At 46.8% G+C, this 19,781-nt stretch carries 13 protein-coding genes; all 13 read right to left on the bottom strand.

Translation table 11 applies throughout. The features are described from left to right. Positions 1–13: 13 nt before the first annotated feature. The 13 genes from GXO76_11880 to acnA all read right to left on the bottom strand — a co-directional run bounded on the left by GXO76_11880 (position 14) and on the right by acnA (position 19,628). A complete protein-coding gene (locus tag GXO76_11880; GenBank protein NOY78558.1) occupies positions 14–883 on the bottom strand; it encodes a sigma-54-dependent Fis family transcriptional regulator in 870 nt (289 codons plus the stop codon). Next, positions 873–1,724, bottom strand: coding sequence for a response regulator (locus GXO76_11875; protein NOY78557.1), 852 nt, complete (start codon positions 1,722–1,724; stop codon positions 873–875). The genes GXO76_11880 and GXO76_11875 overlap by 11 nt, the downstream gene beginning before the upstream one ends. Before the next feature lie 394 nt (positions 1,725–2,118). Further along, positions 2,119–3,480: a sigma-54-dependent Fis family transcriptional regulator gene (locus GXO76_11870; protein ID NOY78556.1), complete on the bottom strand. Its 1,362-nt coding sequence runs from the start codon at positions 3,478–3,480 to the stop codon at positions 2,119–2,121. A 27-nt stretch (positions 3,481–3,507) separates the two neighbouring features. Beyond that, a complete protein-coding gene (locus GXO76_11865; protein NOY78555.1) occupies positions 3,508–5,049 on the bottom strand; it encodes a response regulator in 1,542 nt (513 codons plus the stop codon). 180 nt (positions 5,050–5,229) lie between these two features. Next, a complete protein-coding gene (locus GXO76_11860; protein NOY78554.1) occupies positions 5,230–6,834 on the bottom strand; it encodes a peptidase M3 in 1,605 nt (534 codons plus the stop codon). A 178-nt stretch (positions 6,835–7,012) separates the two neighbouring features. After that, positions 7,013–7,831 (bottom strand): hypothetical protein, encoded by an 819-nt coding sequence (locus GXO76_11855; GenBank protein ID NOY78553.1) that lies wholly within the window; start codon positions 7,829–7,831, stop codon positions 7,013–7,015. Between the two features lie 107 nt (positions 7,832–7,938). Beyond that, on the bottom strand, positions 7,939–9,708 hold the full coding sequence (gene ftsZ, locus GXO76_11850) for a cell division protein FtsZ (protein NOY78552.1): 1,770 nt from the start codon (positions 9,706–9,708) through the stop codon (positions 7,939–7,941). 121 nt (positions 9,709–9,829) lie between these two features. Next, positions 9,830–12,151, bottom strand: coding sequence for a hypothetical protein (locus tag GXO76_11845; protein ID NOY78551.1), 2,322 nt, complete (start codon positions 12,149–12,151; stop codon positions 9,830–9,832). A gap of 12 nt (positions 12,152–12,163) precedes the next feature. Then, the gene (locus GXO76_11840) at positions 12,164–12,850 is read right to left on the bottom strand and encodes a lytic transglycosylase domain-containing protein (protein NOY78550.1); all 687 of its coding nucleotides are present in this window, start codon (positions 12,848–12,850) and stop codon (positions 12,164–12,166) included. A 61-nt stretch (positions 12,851–12,911) separates the two neighbouring features. Beyond that, the gene (locus tag GXO76_11835) at positions 12,912–13,700 is read right to left on the bottom strand and encodes a ParA family protein (protein ID NOY78549.1); all 789 of its coding nucleotides are present in this window, start codon (positions 13,698–13,700) and stop codon (positions 12,912–12,914) included. Between the two features lie 118 nt (positions 13,701–13,818). Then, positions 13,819–14,514 carry a response regulator gene (locus GXO76_11830; protein ID NOY78548.1) on the bottom strand — a complete coding sequence of 232 codons (696 nt, stop codon included), beginning with the start codon at positions 14,512–14,514 and terminating at the stop codon, positions 13,819–13,821. A gap of 271 nt (positions 14,515–14,785) precedes the next feature. Further along, a complete protein-coding gene (locus tag GXO76_11825; GenBank protein ID NOY78547.1) occupies positions 14,786–16,582 on the bottom strand; it encodes a hypothetical protein in 1,797 nt (598 codons plus the stop codon). A gap of 337 nt (positions 16,583–16,919) precedes the next feature. Beyond that, positions 16,920–19,628 (bottom strand): aconitate hydratase AcnA, encoded by a 2,709-nt coding sequence (acnA, locus tag GXO76_11820; protein ID NOY78546.1) that lies wholly within the window; start codon positions 19,626–19,628, stop codon positions 16,920–16,922. Positions 19,629–19,781 lie beyond the last annotated feature (153 nt).

Genomic DNA, 19,781 nt, shown 5'->3' with positions numbered 1-19,781 from the left:
TGGGTTAGCCTCCTTAGCTCAATGGCCCTTTCAACCGATGCCAGAAACTTTCCGGCAAATGATGTCTCTGGAGAATTTTTTCCCCGTTTTTTGCCCGGTTCACACTTTCAAAAACAACCTCACGCAGTTCGTCGATATTGCCCGGCCAGTCATATTCCCGCAAAAATCCAAGAACATCCGCCGCAGCAATGCTCACCGACTTTTTCAGAACCTTGCTGTAAAGCTTTATAAAAACAGACACCAAACTGGGAATATTATCCGGGCGCTGACGCAGGGGATTCAGTGCCAAATTGTAAATGGACACCCGATAGAAGAAATCTTTAACCAGCAGCTTCCGCTCAGCAATGTCGTTCAAATGAAACCGGCTGCCGACAATGAGTCGAAAGGGCCGGGACTGTTCGTGTTCCTGATTGAGTGTTCGCTTTCGCTGAATGAGCTGATACAGGCGTTTTTGCACCATGTACGAAAGAATGGTGACCTCCGTCAGGTAGAGCGTTCCGCCCACGGCCTGCTGAATTTTCCCCGTTCTCTGAATTTTTGAGGATGTTTCCCGGTTTTCGCCTTCTTTCCCGAAAAGATAGAATTCCAAAAACGAGGGCGGAATAGCCTCGGTATCCACCACAATAAACGGACCGTTTCGAAACGGACTGTTGGAATGGATGTAACGCGCCCAATATTCCTTCCCCACCCCCTTTGCTCCGGTAACGAACACTGGGGTTTTATAGGAAAGCATCCGATGAAGATTTCTCTGAAAGAGCTTTTTTTTGAGTTCTTCACGATCGTTAAAGGGCAGAATAAGAGGGACCTTCCCTTTGGGATAAAAAACATCCAGATTTTCAATGAGAATTTGGTGCCAGTGTGAATCCAATGAATTAACACTCATGACCTGTTCCTTTCTTCATAATGAAAATCACACCGCTGAATAGACTGTCTTTGGTATTGAAACGGCTCCCCGCGATACTCAATTCAACGGGTTCACAATCTGATCTCGGATCATCTCGCAATGTAAAATGGTCAATTTTGAGGCCTTTTTGATTCTCCAAAAAGTCTTGAAAAACCTGAAACAGCCGGGTGGCTTTCAACTCCGGAATTTCTTGAAACAGGTTTTTGCCATTCACCGATCCCGCATCCGGGATTCCCAAAAAACGGGCCATTTTATCATTCAGAAGATACACGATGCCTGTCTCGTCCAGCATTAAAAGACCCTCTGAAATCGAATTGAGTGAATTCCTTTGGATAAACCGTAATTTCAGCTCATCCTTCCGGGTCCTCTCCAGAAGACGATAGATTTTCTGAAGTTGAAATTGCATCCTGCGCGACGTATTTTTCAGATCGGATTGTAAATACTCGGTTTCTTCCCATTTGCGCATATTCCTGCTGATTTGACCCAGGACGGCCTGTAATTGGTTAACTTCTAACGGCTTAACAAAAAATTCGTCTGCCCCCATTTGAATGGCTCGCACGGCCGATTTGATCGAACCATTTTCCGTAAGAACAATCACAGGCACCCAGGGCATTTCCTCTTTTACCCGTGAAATGACCTGATATTTTTCCATCCCCGGAATGGCCAGCTCCGTCACCACGCCATTCCAATCACTTTTTTGCAAATGATTTGACAACTCCTTGGCGGAAAGGCACAACCCCACATCATGACCCCAAAGTGAAAAGACGTCCTTTAATACTTTTCCGTGTGTAGAATCATTCTCAATCAAAAGCAGTCGCATTCTTTCTCCTCGCTTAAAACCAGTCGTTTTCCTCTCAAAGGGCTTTCGCTCTATTTAAGACAAGAAGAGTGCCAAAAAATGTCGGACGCTTATCTCGCTGATTATACGCAGCTTACGCTGTTTTTGGCGGGCAACGCGATTAGAGAAAAATGTCGGTGTTTTAGGCAAAAATAAAGAATAGTGTGAATTTTACGGGGGGAGGCTTTCTAATACACTGTTTTTATATTGGGATAGAGTCTTTTTCTGCGACTGTCGTAATTTCACGTAAGATGTCGAAATTTACGACAGCCAGACTGGATGGCCCGTTTTTGCGCTGGATATACAAAGGGGCTTTCGGATGGGCTGCAGTGAAACCGAATTTTTTTAATGTAACGCCTGAAGAAAAAGAAGGAGACTATTCCAGATTGTACTTTCTCAACTTCCGGTACAGGGTGTCTCTGTGAATATGCAAAATGGCTGCGGTGCGGTTTTTGTTTCCGTGGGTAATTTCCAGAATGCGGCGAATATGTTCCCGTTCCAGCTCTTCAAGCGACGGAATGTTGTCGGTGAACTCCAGGGAGGAAGTGGAGGCAGATTGAACCTTCCACATGTAATGGGGCAGGTCGGATGGCCGAATCTCTTTTCCGTCACTGAGAACAACGGCTCGTTGAATCACATTTCTGAACTCCCGGATGTTGCCGGGCCATCGATACTTCATGAGGATGTCACGTGCCTCCCTGGAAACCTCCGGAACCGGCAGGTGGTAGCGCTCGCAATAATCCTGCAGAAAGAAATTCAAGAGATTGGGGATGTCTTCTTTCATTTCCCGCAGGGAGGGAAGCTCAAGGGTAATCGTGTTCAGTCTGTAAAACAAATCTTCCCGAAACTCATTTGATTCAATCTTTTTGAACAGATTTTGGTTGGTTGCGGCCAAAATTCGAAAATCAGATTTCAGGGTCTTTGTACTGCCCAACCGTTCAAATTCATGATACTCCAGTACACGGAGTAATTTGGCCTGCATGGGATATGCCATGTCGCCGATTTCATCCAGGAAAAGTGTGCCTCCTTCAACCAATTCCAATTTTCCGGCTTTTGGCTTCCGGGCATCGGTAAACGCCCCCGCTTCATAGCCAAAAAGCTCGCTTTCCAACAGATTCTCTGGTAGGGCCGCACAGTTGAGCTTTATGAACGCCTTCTGGGAACGTGTACTCAAATTGTGCAGGGCACTGGCAATCAATTCCTTTCCGGTGCCGCTTTCTCCCAAAATAAGCACAGGCAAATCGGTTGCCGCCACTTTTTTAAGGGTATTGAAAACGCGCTTCATCGGAGGGGAACTGCCAATAATGACCACATCTCCAACGACAAACGCAGCGTCCTCATTAATTCTGAGCATGTTGTGTGAAAGAGGCCCGTGGATCAATTCGGAAAGATTCCTCAAAAGGTCTTCCACGTGGATGGGTTTCAGAATGTAGTTTGCGGCGCCCTGCTGAATACTTTCAACTGCCGATTGAATGGAGCCGTACCCCGTCATAACAATTACGTGCGTCTCGGGCCACCTCTTCTTCACTTCTTTCAGGAGTTGAAAGCCAGACATTCCGGGCATTTTTACATCCGTAAGAACCACATCTACGGGCTGCATGGTTAGAATCTGCAGTGCATTCCGCCCGTTGGAGGCCGTCATCACATGATAGCCCTCCAGCGAAAGAGAATCTTTCAAGGTTTTCAGGAGATTTTTTTCGTCGTCGACAATAAGGATTTTGGCTTTGATTTTGCTCATTCGGCTGCGTTGATCCTGTCCATGATATTAGCGAAACGGCTCTTGCGCCCGGAAACGAATGGTAAACGTGGTTCCGATGCCCGGCTCCGATTCCAGATCAATTTCACCCTTGTTTCGCTTGACTCCCGATTGAACCATACTCAATCCGAGCCCGGTACCGTTCATTTCGGCTTTCGTCGTAAAGAAGGGATCAAATATCTTGTTCTGGATCTCTTTGGGAATACCCGAACCCGTGTCGGAAATTTCAATCAGAACCCAGCCCTCTGGTGAGTAATCGGTGCTAATAGACAGCGTTCCCCCATTCAGCATGGCTTCTTTTGCATTAATAATGAGGTTCAGAAATATTTGTTTCATGTCGTCGATATTCGCTTTGCAATACGGAACCGGCTTGAGATTAAGCCGGGGTTCAATGTCCGATTGACGCAAATCCTTTTCAATCAGCATAAAAAGATTTTTCAGGATTTGATTCACGTCGGCTGCTTCGCGTTCGTTCGGTGTTTTTCTTGAAAAATCCAAAAGATTGGTAACAATTCTTTGGGCCCGCTCTATTTCCGACTGAATAATGCTTAAATGCTCCCGCACATTTTGATTGTCCCCGCGAATGACTTTTGACAAATAGTAAATGGATGTTCCGATAATATTGAGCGGGTTTCGAAGTTCGTGAGCCACACCCGCCGCCAATTGACCCAGCGAAGCTGTTTTTTCCGCAAGAATCAGCTTTTGCTGCGTGGCATTTAGCTGGCGTGTTTTGTCCGCCACCTTCTCTTCCAGCAACTGGGTGTAGTGCTGGATCTCAGCCTCCAAACGCTCCTGTTCCGTTACATCCCGCATAATCAGGCGGATTTGAACCACCCGGGTGCCCACCCGCATGGCTGAGGCACTTGTTTGTACGGGAACAATTTGATGATCGGGTGTCACCAGTTTGAGGTAGGCATTTTCGGCAGATTGACCGGTTTCAACGGCCCGCAAAAGGGCTTCAAAGGCCTTCTGGAAATCCGGGTGAATGTAAGTTGAAAGCGCCGTTCCCAAAATATCTTCCCGCGTTCGAGACAGTGTTTTTTCTGTTTTCAGATTTATTCCACGGATAACCCCGTCTTTTTCGATCATGAATACCAGGTCTTGCAAATTTTCGACCAGGTCCCGGTATCTCTCTTCCGATTCCCTCAGCTCCTTCGTACGGATCATGAGTTCCACGCGGGCCAGCAGTTCTTCCAGCTGAAAGGGTTTAACAATGTAATCATCCGCTCCAACGTCAAAGCTCTTGATTTTGTCGGTTAAATCCCCTCGGGAGGTTACCATCATAATCGGCACATTTTTAAGGCGCGTGTCCCGGCGAATTTTGTCGCAAACCTCAATGCCGCTGCCGTCCGGGAGCATCACGTCCATAAGAATGAGATCGAAATCGTTTTGCTGAGCCAGTTTTACCGCCCGGGGGGCCGACGGCGTGGTGACAACCTGGTAGCCTTTTCGCTGCAAGTACACTTTTGTAAAGCGGGCGTGCTCGGGTTGATCTTCTACCAGCAGAATATGGGCAGATGCAGATGATTTTTGTTGTTTTCTCAGAGACATGCCATCCTCTTGGTGCCTTTCGGAAACGATAAACACTTTCATTGTATTATCGGCAAGAGGACGTTAAATATGAAGGAAATATATTGGATGGAATCCCGCCCAAGAGACGCTTATGGTGTCTGGCGAAATGTAATCCGCCTGAAAGCCAGAATACCAGGTCCTGTTATTTTATGGAAACAGTTACACAAATTGCCGGACAAAATATTTGGGCGTCAGGCTTTCTCCTGTAGCAAATTTCAGTAATTCATCCCAATGGTACCGGGCCCCAACCGAAAAGATTTTTTCGCGAAAATAGGTGCCCACTTCTGCCATTTCCACAAACCCCACCTGTTGATCAGCCGGCAGGTTTAAAACCTGAGTGAGCAGAAAATGATGGATCTGAGAGGCCATCAATTCACCCAACTGGTAATTGTGATAATAGACGGGAGCCGAACACATGTGAACCTTTGTCGCCCAATCCGGGGCGTCGCGTCCTTCCGGTTTTCGCACGAACTGGTATTTTTCCACCAACTGCCACCACAGGCTGTTTAAATCCTGATCCGGATTGCGGTAAAGCTCACGTTCGAAATGCACCATGACCTGCGCCCATCGGCTAAACACCAGCTGTTGAAGACGAAGTGTTTTTCGGGCTTCCTTTTGAATGGGTTGTCTTAAATGCTTTGGGATGTCAACCATCTTTTCAAGCCAATCCGCATTGTGTAAAAGTCGTCCGAAAAACATGGCCACGGCCTCTGTCGCAAAAATGTGCGCATGCGTTCTCAGCAGAAAGGGAAGTTCCCGGTCGATATAATAATCGTACACCCCATGCCCAAGCTCATGCAGCATGGTTGACATCCAGTACTCATCATTTTTCACGTTGGCCAAAACCCGAACATCCCCTTTTCGATCAATATCGATGCAAAAGGCGTGCTGATCTTTCCCCGGCCTCTCATAAAGATCACTGTTTTTCAAAATCGGATCGGCGGACAGATGAATACTGGAATAGAATTCACGGGCCAAATCCACAACATCCCGGTCCTTAAAGAACTGACTGAAATTGGTCTTGAAAATATGCGGAGCTTCCTGGAAAAACGGATCTTCATAGTGCCAGGGCTTGATTTCAGCAACGGAAATTCCGTACCGAACAGCCAGTGTGTTGTCGATTTCCCTTTTCAATTCCTGAAAAGGGGCATTTGTGCGGTCTGCCAGATCCTGAAAAAGGGCTTCAATGGCAGCGGGGTCTTGCTCGGAAAGCGTCATCGACATGATGTAGTAATTCTCAAATCCCAGTTGCCGGGCGGCCTGATTCCGTAATTTCACAAGATGGAGCAGTTTGTCAACCACCACCGGCCCAACCTGCTTACTGGCATCCCAGGCTTTTTGTCGCATATTCGAGTCCGTACTGTAGCGCAAAATATCCAGGATGCGATTATTGGTGGTCGGTTTTCCCTCCAGCTCGGCACGAAAGGTGTTGAAAATATTTTCAATTTCATTACTGAGGGAGACGATTTTCTTTGTGAGGTCATCATCAATTTGATTTTCCAGATAGGCATTAAAAAGAATATCAAGCTGGCGAAGCAGTAACGGGTCCCGGATGTCTTTCGATTGTTTAAACGATTGGATCTTCTCAAAATCCTTGCGGTTGGAATAGATTTGCCTGAGTTCCAACTCAAGAGCTGCGGTTCGCTCGTAATCTTTTTTCCGGCCCGAAATTGAGGCTTCCCAGAAACTCAGATTCATTTCCCGCGAAAGGGGTTCAATAATACGCACATGCTGATCGATAAAAGCCCGAAACTCTTTTTCCATTGCCGCTCCAATTTAGTTCCCTCAAAAATAGTGTCGTATTTTTTTCGAATTTTCCCATTTCAATTTGTTAGTCTTTCAGATTTTTCGTCCTTTCAGCCGCTCAACAAAAAGTGATGCAAAAAGGCCAGAGCAGAGCCCTGGCCTGGGAGGAGGATCATTTAGGTCTTTACCGCTCACATTACGACTGTTCCAGTACTTCCTGTTTTTCCGATTTTCCCCCGAAAAGCCTGCTGATTTTATGAAACAACCCTTCCTTCTTCTTATCGGCACTTTCCCTTATTTTTTGAAAATCGATCTCCAGCACATCTTCGCCGGAAGCGGACTCATCGGCAGAAAACATCTTTTCCTCGCCAGTCTGAAATTCAAAATTCAGCTCTGAGGAATCCACGGGCTCAAAATCCGGTGCGGGATCTGCTTTTTCTTTTTCCGAGGGTAAAACAGGCCTGTTCTCAATTTCGTAGAGTTCATCATCCACATCACTTAAAATGGAGATGAGTTTTTCATCTTCCTTGATGTCAAAATTAAATTCATCTTCCTGGGTCTTTTCATCGTTTGAATAGATTTCACTTGCCGGCTCAACATAGGAAAAGGAGTCCGAGTCAAATGCCTGCCGGGACAAATCACGAATGATCTGCCGTTCCCGGCGTTCATCAATGAGAATCATGGCCTTCTCAATGGCGCCGATGGCCTCCCCTAACCGCAGCAGGAATTCTTCCGAGACATCCTCTTTGGCCAGTTTTTTAACCGCCCGCTCAATCCGGTCGGCGATCACTTCCACACCCTCGAAACCATACACCATCGCCAAATCGGAAATAGCCTGACTCGCCCGGTGAATTTCTTCCAGAAGAGGACGATTCTGCGGGTCTTTTCGCAGCTGTTGAACAAGCTCCCGCATCGTATCCACCTGGTGTTGAATCTCCAGTTGGTAGTAAGCTACAAATTCCTTGGCGGAACCCTGTACCGTTTCTCCCGTTGCCAATGTCTTTTTTTCTTGCATACCATCACCATTTTTTCTTTTCACACCCAAAATCACCTACAAATTGCTCATTCTGCCAATCCCCCCTGCGATCCGTTGAAATACCATGTTTTAAGGGAAAAGGGTTCTCACGACAGCCCCTTTAACAAATCATCTACGTACTTAACAGCATCATTGACGGATTGAATATTTTCATCCTCCCCTGAATTATTCGTCACGTCTTTTTTTTTAAGATCATCCGGACTCCCTCCAAATTGGGAGGGCTTCGTTTCCATTAAGGAGGTTATCATTTCTGCTGCCTTTTCGGCAACGGATTCGGACGACAGGTTTTCTTCGACTTCAAGATATTCACGAAAAGAGGCCAATTTTGCCCTGAAATCCTCAACAAATTGTGTAATTCCCTCTTTGCCATGAATCATGTCCAAAAACAGATCCGGAACCAGCTCCAAAACTTTTACAAAGGGAGCCGGCAGATCCTGTTCGCGATCCTGTACAACAGCAACAAAATCCTCAATATCATTCATAAAGCGGCTAATCTCGTAAAAGTCAAACATTTGAGCCGTACCTGCGAGTGACGAACTGGCCGTCTTTATCTCATTCCAGGCACTCCAGTCCAAAATATTCTCAGAAAGGGACGACAGAGCGGTTTGAAAGAGTTGAAGATCGGCATCCGATTCTTCTTCCAGGATTTCCCGGAATATTTTTTTTGTCTTTCCGGTTTCTTGTGCCTTGGTTTCGTCCCCTTCGTGTGCCGGTTTCGATTTTGGAGAAGTCTCTCCCTGTTCTTTGATTTGAAATTGATCGTCATAGGCCGTCCTTGCGGCCGGGTCCGACTCTGTGGAGACCCCAGAGCCCCTGCTGTGCTCCCGCTCGCGCAATCCCGTGGCAATGATCATGACACGAACGGAATTGTTTAACTCCGGATTTACACGGGCTCCCCAGATCACACGGGCATTTGGATCCAACTTTTTCGCCAGGGTTTGCATGGCCGTTTTGGCATCCTTGACGGACATATCCGTCCCGCCCATGATATTCATCAGCGCACTTTTGGCACCCACAATATCCAGATCAACCAGCGGATTTTGGAGAGCCATCTCCACGGCTTCGACCGCACGGTTTGCCGAATCACTTTCACCCAACCCAATGAGCGCGGTTCCCCCGTTTTTCATGATGGTTCGTACATCTGCAAAGTCCAGATTAACCAGTCCCTTTTCCGTCACCAGATCGGTAATCCCGATCACGCCATTCACCAGGATTTCATCGGACAGCTTAAATGCTTCATTCAGGGGAACCTCCGGAGCAATCTCCCAGAGTTTGTCATTTTGAATCACAATAACCGTGTCTGCCGCCTTTTTCAGACGCTCCAGGCCGTATTGAGCATTTTTCCAGCGCAGCACACCCTCCTCGCTAAAGGGAATGGTTACGATGGCAATCGTCAGCGCTCCAATGCTTTTGGCAATCTCCGCAATAACCGGCGCCGACCCGGAACCCGTTCCCCCACCCAAACCACAGGTCACAAAAACCATGTCGCTGCCGGTCAGGGTCGATTTAACATCCTCCAAATTTTCCTTGGCCGATTCCTCACCAATTTCCGGATCACTCCCGGCTCCTAACCCATTTGTGATGGTTTTTCCAATAAGAATTTTTTTATGTGCAACGGCGTACAGCAGATCTTGCGCATCCGTGTTAATGGCAACGGTTTCAACATTTTTAACGCCAATCTCCATAAGCCGATTAATGGTATTGTTTCCGGCGCCGCCGGTTCCCACTACCTTGATAACCGTTCGATGCGATTGAAGTATTTTCTCCAATTCCTTGTCGAATTCACTGGAGAGCTCAGGTCTTTTCCGATCCCGCTTATTTTCGTTGTCCATTGCAGATTTAATAATTGATTGCATGAATCTCCTCCGTCAGCCTCTATTCATGATGGTGTTGACCTGTCATATTCGGGCCAGTAAAAACACAGTGAGTTTATCCGTTCATCAGGGGCATTCACAAAAAGACCCTTCGTCAACACGATCATTCATTCAAAAGCTGTTTAAAATATTTTCCTGTATCATCATACATGAGAAATTCCAACGGATCCTTGGGTTCCTCGGCTTCTGAATCGTGAGACTCCTTTTTGCTTTCCATTTTTTTATTCAGGAAATGCTCTTCAAACGATGCCAGAGTCGAAAGAACGTCTGATGCCCAGGGATAAACTTCCTTGTCCGCCAGGCGATTTTGCTTGCCTCTTTTTTCCAATTCCAAAACAACATCTGAAATATACGAAATGTTTTCCTCTTTCAAAAGAAGTTCTCTGGACAGGATCTTCTTGAAAATGGTTTCAATCCGATCCACAATTCGGGTTACGTATTCATAGCCGAGTTTTCGGGCCAATATTTTCAGGGAATAGCAGGCCAGCTCCACATCTTCGTAGGCACGGTGATTGTTGGCGTCTTTTTTGAAAAGCGAAAACGCCCGCTTGGCAAATTGAAAGTACATTTCTGCTTCTTCCACAAAATCTTTCCCGCCCCGCATAATGAGAGGGGCATGTTCGGATTCCGAAAAGGAGCCTTTCTGTAATGGCGTACCGGCGTCAGAAGTATCTGCCGACTCAACCGCCTGATCGTCTTCTGAACCCAGAAGATTGGTATGATAGTGACGGGATTGCTCAGACGGGCGCTGTTCATCAGGCTCCGGCGAATCGCTCGGAAGCTCACCTGCCAATTCATCAATAACCTGTAAAAGGTCTTCATCATCTTCTCCGGGCAATGAGAGAGCATCGCTTTCATCGCTACCAACGGTTTCAGATATTTTGTCTTCATCCAGTTCCGACAGGATAAAGGTCTCATTGGAAATCTCACCCAGAGGGGCGTCCTCGGTTTCGGTTTCTTCCACCTGCGGTTCCGAAGATTCATCCGCTCCGGCGGGAATTGTTTCGTCCGCGCCGGAAACACTCTCTGAAACGGCATCTTCTTGCGGAAACATTTCTTCGTACAACTTCTCCATTTCGGAAACGGAAAAATCACTATCGGCCAATGTCGGGATTTCAACCTCTTCCGCATCAGCAGATTTCTCCTCGGTAACCGTTTCACCAGAGTCCTCCGGTTCAGCGACCTTTGAATCCTCATGACTGCTTTCTTCGTCACCGGTAACGCTCTCTTCATCAAACAAAGGCCCTTCTTCAAAGCCTTCTGAGAGACCGGTTTCTTCGAGCAGGCGGGAAGTTTCTATCTCATCGGATTCATCCCCCATTTGATCCTGGGGCAGGGAATGTTGATCAAATTCTTCATCCCATTCAAAATCGCTTTCCGGTTCAACAGGTGGGTTATCCTCAGAAAACGCGTCAGCTACATCGTGCGTTTCAGGGGCGGTTTCGGATGTGCTTTCAGATTGGGCAATTTCTTCAACGTCTTTGTATAATTTCTCCAATCGATGAAGAACAACCGGCACAATGTCTAAATTTTCTCCCGCCCAGCCGGACCGATTCACCTCCCGAAGCGCCTCCACGGACTCTCCCACATCCGGGAGCACTTTTTCCAGCGGAAATCCAAATGTGCGCAAGGCCAAATTTAAAACACCCAGGGTTCGCATCGAAATGGCTTCAATTCCCTCATTGCCCTGAATCATGGCCCATTCCCGAAGTTCCTGAAAGGCGATTTTTACCTTTTTTAAAAGCGAACGGTTGTGCCGCTGAGTTTGAAAGTCTTCCAGTAAGTGGTCAATTTCATCCAATTTTTCGTTTACGTCATCGGTGAAAAAATCCCACGGATCCGGGGGCTCCGGGCCTTTTGGCCCTTTCTGAAACAGATCTTCTACTCCGGAGGGTTCCACCGGCTTTTTCATGGGTTCTGGCCGTGTTTCCCCGGTCGGTTCTTTGCGGTCAGGCGGGCTCTCCTGAAGGGATGGTTCCTTGGGGGGTGAAAACGGGGTCGGTTTCGTCTTTTTCAGTCCCGCGTAGGAAAGAAGCTCATTCTTGGAATCCGCGCGGGTCATCATACTCGTAAAGGTGATCGCCAGAGAAATTCCAAGTTCCTTAACGGTTTCCATCATTTGATTGGTGGTCAGGTGTGTTACGCGCAAATATTCCACTTTTTCCATCAATGTATGATAAAACACATCAAAACCGGGAATTCTTGTCAAATTAAAAAGCGTTTCAATTTTGTCCGGTGCATTGATGATTTCATCAACCACCAGCCCAATAATCGCCACATTTTCAGGATTTTCCAGGAGGGCTTCATGGGTTTTTAATTCGTTGATAAAACTAAAAATAAAATAGCTTTTGGGGTTAAAAAAACGATTAATCAATTCCTTATGAAAATCGCTGATTCCCGGAAAATTGTTTCCTGCAACACCCATTAAATTTCCTCACTAATTCTGGAATTGTTGGTACAAATTAAGCACGGCCGGGACATATTTTTGGGTTTCAGGCCAAAGGATCCCACTGGCCTTGTTGTGTGCCAGCCACATAGCCGCCCGTTTTTCACCGCCATTGTAGGCAGCCAGCCCGCCCTGTAATCCATAAATATCAATTAATGTCGACAAATACCGGCATCCCAGGCGAATATTGTAAATCGGATTGAACAAGACCGATTGCGGGCTTATCCACGAAATATTCTCGAATTCCGCCAAAAACATGCCCGTTCCGGGCATAATCTGCATCAAACCCATTGCGCCCACCGGAGAGGTCACCTTCGGGTCCCAGGTTCGGGCACTCTCATGGGTAATGGTTGCACAGATTAAATCCACATCCAAATTGGAAAATTTTATGCTCATTTCATAGATTTCATTGGCAATGTCATATCTCATGTTAGACGGCATTTTGGGATTAAACTGTGCAATTAATTTCATGATTTTCTGAATGTTGGACTGGCGAACGGCATCCACATTCATGGCCGCCCGCAGATCATTCACCATTTTTTCAATGTTTTGAACCTGCTTGCTTGAATTTTCAAAATCGTAATACCGAAATGTAAAACCCGCCGCCGAAATTCCCAGTACCAACCCGGTAATAACCAGAACCATCCAATAACTTCCACTTGACTTTTTAGGTCGCATGTTGACATTCTCTCCTTCTTCTTTTCAGGAAATGTCTTTTACTTAATAAAAATAGCAAGATTTATGCCACTTCTCTTGATTGCAATTGCGAATCCTGCGCCAGAATTTCCTTTGCAAGATCCAGATACGCCTTCGCTCCTTTGCTCCTTGGATCAAACAGAAGGGCCGGCTGCCCATAATAGGGGACTTCTGCCAGGCGCACATTTCTCGGAATGATGGTCTCGAAAACCATCCCCTTCAAGGTATACTTCACTTTTTCGATCACACGCTTGGTCAAATTGCTGCGCATGTCAACCATGGTCAGCAAAAACCCCCGATACCGCAGCAACGGATTGTGTTCTTCCTTAACCGCCCGTGTCATTTTTAAAAACCGGCCCAACGCCTTCAATGCATAGTATTCACACTGGATGGGCACAATAATCGAATCGGAAGCAATGAGCGCATTGTACGTGAGATTTCCCAGAGAAGGCGGACAATCGTTAATGATAAAATCATAGTCGTTTTTGATCGGTTTCAAGGCTCCCTTGAGTCGAGATTCGGCAGCCGAACCGATGAGCCGGCGTTTCTCTTCCTCATCGGACCACACATTACAGGGAATCACATCCAGGTTTTCCATCTCCGTTTTGTGAATGGTTTCCCGGACATCAATGGTTTGCGAAAAAAGTTCGAGAACGCCTGCTTTAATATCATACCGGCTTAACCCAAAACTGGCCGCAATTCCTCCTTGCGGATCCACATCTACCAGAAGAACCTTATACCCCATAGATGCAAATGAAGCACCCAAATTTACGGTCGTTGTTGTTTTTCCAACGCCCCCTTTTTGACTGGCTATGGATATGACTTCGCCCATTAACCTGATCCTTTCATCATTACTTTTTATGAGCTTTTCTACCATTCAATTGAATTATCGTCATATCCACAAAAAAACCGTAGTAAAATTTTCGGAAAGCAAGACATTTCTTCATCTATCAGTTACGATTTTTTTCCAGTACTGCCTTTAGTGGCTCATTTTCTGAATGGACTTTCTCGGAAGGAAAAAGGGTCTGTTCTCTGGGTTTGACATTGGAACTCACCTTGAAAATGCAGGATTCCCAGGAGGATATCTCATGAAGGGCTCTCCAGCCCTTCAATCGACCACATACGGCGTGGATAATGGTATTTCCCCAAAAATAAACCTGCCCGGTTTTTTCCTTAGTAATCACATTCAACATGAAATAACCCTGCCCGGCCTTTTGAAGTTGACTGATCTCGTAGATGCGTCTTCCAACTGGCGATTTTGCCAGAGTTGTTGAATTATTTGACTCCGATAACACACTGTAAATCATTTGTTTCAAGTCATTTATTTCAAATGGCTTTTCAATATAATAGAGGCCGCCCTTTTCCTTTACCCTGTCCTCTGTTTCGGGAGAGCCATAGGCGGTCATAACAATGACCTTCACATTTCTGTGATTATTTAAAATCGCATCCATCAGCTCCAGCCCGGTATAACCCGGCATCCGGAGATCGGTTACCAATAGATCAATGGGCTGCCGCTGAATTACTCGCAGGGCTTCATCTCCCGAATTTACACAGATAACCTGAATATCTGTCTGATCACGTTTTAAGCTGCGGGAAATGCTCCACGTCAAGTCCTCTTCATCGTCCGCAATGAGTACCTGCTTCATTCCTCATGTATCCTTTCTGCCACAAACCGTAAAACTTTTCAACTATAAGCTGCAAACAATATGCCGCAGAAATGGATAAAAAGTGTTTTACATTGGTGTTGAATGTATCGAAATAATACACTTCTTCTCTATTGTTTATTTTGAAATTAGAGAATTACAAATCTGTCTTTGCAATATTCACCTAAAACAGACAGGGTTTTTGAGGATAAATCGGGCAGATTTTTCCTGCACTCTGGTCGGAATTTAAGCAGATAGAAAATCTTTCTCAGAATCAGAAATTCTGAATGGGCATTACAAACATAGGGGTTGTGCCATTATCGTCTATTGTTTCCACCTTCTTTAAAATATCGTAATTTGCCTGGACATAAAATTTATGATGAAGCTTCTCGGAAAATGTGTTTATAGCCGCAAGCCGTCGTTTTTGCAGCAAACGCTGTTTCAGATTGTCCTTGATCTCACTAAAGGGAAGTTTCCTGGCCGATTTTTTGCCAATTACCCGAAAGATTGAATACCCTCCGTGCGGGGGACCTCCCGAAATTTCCAGCGGTCCGTACAAATCACCGACCTTTAAAGAAAAAGCAATCTCGCCAATTTTTCCATGACCACTTTTGCGAAAATAGCCGAATTCCCCGCCCTTTTCGGCTGCCCATGTCCGAATGGAGTATTTTCGGGCCAGTTTTTCCATATTCGCCCCCTTCCGAATCTCCCGAAGCAGCTTTTCTGCTTCACTTTTGTATCGAACCAGAATTTCCCGAATATTCACTTTGGCCGGATCCATAAACTCCTGGGGATGCGTTTCGTAATATTTACGGACATCCTCATCCGTCACATTAATCGTATCCAGCAACACCATCATCATTTTGCTGTATAAAACATCATCCCGCTTCTCTTCAAATTCTTTTCGCGCCTCCGCATGACGATCGTACCCGCGCTTCAATGCAATTTTGGCCAGGGTTTCATTCCGAATCATCACACCAATATCGTTGTACAGTTTTTTTGAATTTTCATAGTGGGGGCGGTCCATCACGGGCACATTTTTTAATCGCTGAAGAAAATCACCGATCGTCCAGTGACCGCCCTTGAAAACCAGCAAGGTGTCATTCAGGTGATTTTGCAAGGCGGAATTAATCTGTCCGATTTCCCGATCGAAAATATTGGGCATATAGGGAGGCAGCTTTTTCGGGTTTTTCCCGAAAATCTGCTGAAATTGCTGATTTAGGTAATGGAAGGCCTTTCCTTTCAAGATCACATGTTTCGGCTCCATGATCTTCTTCACATACTGACCGGCCAGTTTTCTTTCTTTCCGCATCCTGATCTTGTAAACAATGTCCTTTTTATGTGTTTGAAAATCATATTCCGAGGGGATGGCCTGTTTTTGAACACCCAGCACCTCCAGAATATGGTATCCCCAACGGGATCGAACGGGTGCAGAAATCTCATTGGGCTTCAGGTGATAGATTGTATTTTCCAGATTTTCATCCATGTCTCCCCAGGTTACCCAGCCCAGATCGCCTCCCGATTGAGCCAATTTTTTATCCCGAAAGGTCTCCCGGGCAATGGTATCCCAATCTTCTCCGCGTTCGAGACGCGCCAAAATATTCGCGGCTTCCTGGTAGGTAGGGGCAAAAAGATGCCTTACGTGATACTTGGTCAGGCTTTTCAAATAAGCCTGGCGGGCTTCTTCATCCGACACGGTGACTTTGCTTTGAATTTCTTTTCTGTAAAGCTCTTTAACGGCCGCTTGCTTCCGATAATATTCAATGTAGTTTTGCACCATTGGATCGGAAGCCAGCCCCTCTTTCTCCGCTTCCCGGGCAAAAAGAATGCGTTGAATCATGTGATCCAGTTGTCCCTTTTTGGCTGCGAACCCACCCCTGGGGCGAAGCATGTAGGGGAAAAGCTCATACGAAAGTTTAAAATCGTGGACCGTGATATCACGATTGTCTACTTTGGCCACAATTGTTTGATCAGTAACAGGGGTTTGTGAAGATTGTTTTTTTGAACAGTTCGAAAAAAATACTCCCGCCAAAAGGAGAAACAGACCACCCGTTGTAAAAACTCGTTTCATAAAAATCAAAGACCTCCCGGACTTCAGTCCATCCCATTTAAAACGAAACATTTTTAGAAATCAGGTTACGCGGGTTTTGATACATGCCGGAAAAACTTACGTGGGTTTTTGCGCCGCCTGTTTTTAAAAACGCACGCTCCCATCCTCCAAAATTTACTCTATTTTATTCACAAATCCAAACTTTGTTCCTTGTTTGGGCAAGATTTCTGCCAGAAACGTCCTTTTCCGCATTTCTTTGAAGATGTGTGGGCGTAAAGCACCAAAGGTGGTTCAATAAAAAGGACGGTCTTTTAAGACCGCCCTTTTCTTAATTGGATCGATAAAAGCCCTTAAACGGCTATTTCCGGTGCGAAATCATATTCCGAAGAACCGTCTGCAGAATTCCTCCATTCTGGTAGTAATCCACTTCCACCGGTGTATCCAGGCGTACCAGCACCTTGAAGCTCTTTACCGAGCCGTCTTCAGCGGTAGCCGTTACCGTGACATCCTGACCGGGCTTCAGGCCTTCCGCAATTCCGGTGATGTCGTACACCTCCTTGCCGGTTAGTCCAAGGGTGTCTCTGTTCTCACCCGCCTTGAATTGAAGCGGGAGCACCCCCATTCCGATCAAATTGCTCCGGTGGATGCGCTCAAAGCTTTCGGCCAGCACGGCTTTAACGCCAAGCAGAGCCGTGCCTTTGGCTGCCCAATCGCGCGAGCTGCCGGTTCCGTACTCCTTCCCCCCAATCACCAGAAGCGGGGTTCCGTCCTGCTGGTATTTCATGGCGGCATCGTAAATGAACATCTTTTCGCCGGTGGGGAAATAAATCGTCCAGCCGCCCTCGGTGCCGGGGACCAATTGATTTTTGATGCGAATATTGGCAAAGGTGCCGCGCATCATCACTTCGTGATTCCCGCGCCGGGAACCGAAGGAATTGAAATCCTTTGGCTGGACTCCGTGGGCAATCAAATATTTTCCGGCAGGGCCATCCACTGGAATGGAACCCGCCGGGGAAATGTGGTCGGTTGTGACCGAATCGCCCAGAAGCGCCAGCACACGTGCACCCTTCACATCCTGTAACGGGGGAACGTCCAACGGCATCTCATCAAAGAAAGGAGGGTTCTTGATGTAGGTCGATTTTTCATCCCACTGGTACATTTCACTTTCCAACAAAGGCAGGCTTTTCCAGTGTTCGTTTCCTTCGTACACACTGCCGTATTCCTTTTCGAACATGTCCGGTTTAATGGCCGCTTCCATCGCCTCAAAGATTTCTTTCTGGCTCGGCCAGATGTCCTTTAAATAAACCGGGTTGCCGTCTTTATCCACCCCGACCGGCTCTTTCTCGAAATCCATGTCAATTTTTCCTGCGAGGGCATACGCCACAACCAGCGGCGGAGAGGCCAAATAATTGGCTTTGACAGCCGCATGCACGCGGCCCTCAAAATTTCGATTTCCACTTAAAACCGAGCAGGCCACCAGGTCGCCTTTTTTGATCCCCTCTTCAACCGCTTCAGGCAACGGCCCGCTGTTTCCGATACAGGTGGTACACCCGTATCCGACCAGATGGAACTTCAGCTTTTCCAGATAGCCCATTAAACCGGCTTCTTTCAGGTAATCCGTTACAACCCGGGAACCGGGTGCCAGGCTTGTTTTGACCCACGGTTTGGACATCAGCCCCTTTTCCACTGCCTTTTTCGCTACCAGTCCCGCCGCCAGAACCACAGACGGATTGGATGTGTTGGTACAACTTGTGATGGCGGCGATGACCACCGAACCATTTTTCAGCTCAAATGTTTCACCATTCAGGGTTATGGGCACCGATTTTTTCTGTTCGCTTTCCGACAGAGCAAATCCGCGTTCGTTGATGGGAGCCGAAAGGGTCTGGTAAAATTTCGGCTTAATTTCTTTCAGAAGAATCCGATCCTGCGGCCGCTTTGGTCCGGCGATACTGGGCTCCACGGTCCCCATATCCAATTCCAAAACATCCGTGAATTCCGGATCGGGATCCTCTTGGGTTCGAAACAATCCCTGTTCCTTCGTGTAGGCTTCCACTAATTGAATGACCTCTTCACTCCGCGCCGTAAGACGCAAATACTGGAGGGTTGCGTCGTCCACCGGGAAAAATCCCATGGTAGCCCCGTATTCGGGAGCCATGTTGCTCAAGGTGGCCCGATCCGCGAGGCTTAATTTTTTCAGACCCGGGCCGAAATATTCCACAAATTTTCCCACCACGCCTCGCTTGCGAAGCATCTCCGTGACAGTGAGCACCAGATCGGTGGCTGTGGCACCATCCTGCAATTCTCCAAACAATTTAACACCAATCACCTCGGGAATGAGCATGTAGTAGGGTTGTCCCAGCATTACGGCTTCGGCCTCAATGCCGCCGACTCCCCAACCGAGTACGCTCAGGCCGTTAATCATGGTCGTGTGAGAATCCGTGCCAACCAGCGTGTCCGGATACGCCACCGTTTCGCCGTTCAGGGAACCGGTCAAAACCACGTTTGCAAAATATTCCAGGTTGATTTGGTGAATAATACCCGTATCCGGCGGGACAACGCTAAAATTCTTGAAGCCTTTCTGGGCCCAACGCAGCAGGGTGTAGCGCTCGCGATTGCGCTCGAATTCCTTTTCCGCATTGATGACAAACGCTTCCGGAATACCAAACACATCCACCTGTACCGAATGGTCGATGACCAGATCCGAGCGAACAATGGGATTGATTTTAGCCGGGTCGCCCTTGAAATGATTCATGGCGTCACGCATGGCCGCCAGGTCCACAACAGCCGGCACACCGGTAAAATCCTGCAAAACGACGCGTGCGGGCATGTAGGGAATTTCCTGCGGTGTCACATTTTTTGCATCGTAGGAGGCAATCTTTTTGACATCTTCTGCGGTCACCAGGTATCCGTCTTCGTTTCGCAGCATGTTTTCCAGTAAAACGCGAATGGAAAAGGGCATCCGCGAAAGATGAACCAGTCCCTCACGTTCCAACTTTCTCAAACTGAAATACGTGTAGGACTGGCCCCCTACGTTTAGGGTAGCCTTTGACCCAAAACTATTTTTTATTTTTTTCTCCATTTAAAAGCTCCTTTTTTTAATCTGTTCGTTAAAATATTCGTTTTATCGATTAAAACATCATTTACCCGGAAACATTCTAGCGCCACAAAAACTCAAATCCACAAAGCATTTATCTCATTATTTCTTTGTGTGTTCGTGACT

It is taken from the genome of Calditrichota bacterium, from assembly GCA_013151735.1.
In the GTDB taxonomy this organism is placed as follows: Bacteria; Zhuqueibacterota; JdFR-76; order JdFR-76; family BMS3Abin05; genus BMS3Abin05.
The sequence above is the reverse complement of the archived record's forward strand: the minus strand, read 5'-3'. Positions and strand labels throughout refer to the sequence as shown.